Origin of the sequence: Okeania sp. SIO2F4, from assembly GCF_010672385.1 — a bacterium.
GTDB lineage: Bacteria > Cyanobacteriota > Cyanobacteriia > Cyanobacteriales > Microcoleaceae > Trichodesmium.
Map to the genome: position 1 here is coordinate 1 of NZ_JAAHGT010001435.1, position 1302 is coordinate 1302.

1 protein-coding gene and 1 pseudogene are annotated in these 1302 nt (G+C 34.1%); one reads left to right on the forward strand and one right to left on the reverse strand.

Features of this window, described 5'->3' with window-relative positions:
- Positions 1–266, forward strand: a pseudogene (locus F6K22_RS41015) (hypothetical protein); the annotation flags it as partial.
- Between the two features lie 234 nt (positions 267–500).
- On the opposite strand, the gene F6K22_RS41020 reads toward F6K22_RS41015, so the two are convergent.
- On the reverse strand, positions 501–1302 hold an 802-nt coding region (locus F6K22_RS41020), incomplete at its 5' end, for an Hpt domain-containing protein (protein ID WP_293110926.1).

Sequence of the window (1302 nt, forward strand, 5' to 3'; positions counted from 1 at the left end):
TCAAGTTATTACAAACAGAATTAGACTTGGTTTCTCAGCAGTTTAAACAACGACCGGAATTGCAACAAATTAATGATTTAACAAGTGTGATTATTGATTTACAACAGTTTATTAATAAATTGCCAGAATGGAGCGACTTAAGACAACAACAATTTCAAAAATTGGAGGAAAAAGTTAATCAGGCTTTGCATAAACTTGAAGAAAATATTGAAGAAGGAAGGGCACTAAAGACTCAGGACTCAGAAGTCAGGAATGAGGAAATTTAGGGTGGCTTACAATGAACTTGAGAACTAGATATGCTTAAGCAAAAGTTGTTGCTAGATTAAAATATTAGGCGTTGCTGAGTGGTAATGATTTTTAGATTAAGTATCAACGCTAAACATAAGTTTTTCAATTTTACCTTCAGCTACTTACCATTACATTTCAGCAACACCAAATATTATTCCATAAAACTAAGATGCCCCTTAAAATTATCATCTACAACCACTAATTAATCTTAATCAATTATTTTTAGACGACTTAACATGCTTAACTAATATTCTAGCGATCGCCTCCTGTTGCTTATGGTCAAAACTTTTAATAATTAATCTCACCACTTCTTTCGGGTCTTTTGGTAAAGTTACTTTTTTCTGTTCAGAAATTTTTGCTTTGGGAGAAGTTGCAATTTCTTTTAAATCTTTACTCGGTACTATTTCCTCTACCTTTCCAGCTTGGATTAACTCACCTGCAGTATTAAGTTCTTTAATAATCACAGGTGCTAGAACTTGATAAGATAACTTAGAATTAGTCAGAGCTTGTTGAGAAGCAGTAACTAAAGTCTGCCAAATTTCTGTATTTTTATCCAACTTCAACAAACCATTACAACCCTCTATTAGTTGTTTTCTTGAATCTGGAGAGTCACCCTGTTTAAACAGTTCTAACATTTCTTTTAATTGATCTTTGACCTGTTGAGCAAAATTAGTTTTTGCCTTCCCATTTCCAGTACCAACAGTAGTAGACTTAGCAACAGTTCCACCACTAACTAAAGTATTCAAATTAGCTTCTAAATCGGCAAATACAGGCCAAGCATTTTGTACTATTTCTTCTCCCTCTTCTTCCCTCAAACCATAAGGACCTTGGAGACGTTCTACTAAATCTTTGAGAGTATCATATCCTTTCAAAAATTGAGACTCTACTGTTTGGTCAATATCAACAGGATGTTCTCGAATTATTTTGAAACAATCTTCTAAACGGTGAGCTACTTTTTTGACACTGTGCATTCCCAACATGGCAGCTCCACCTTTTACAGAGTGAGCTGCTCTA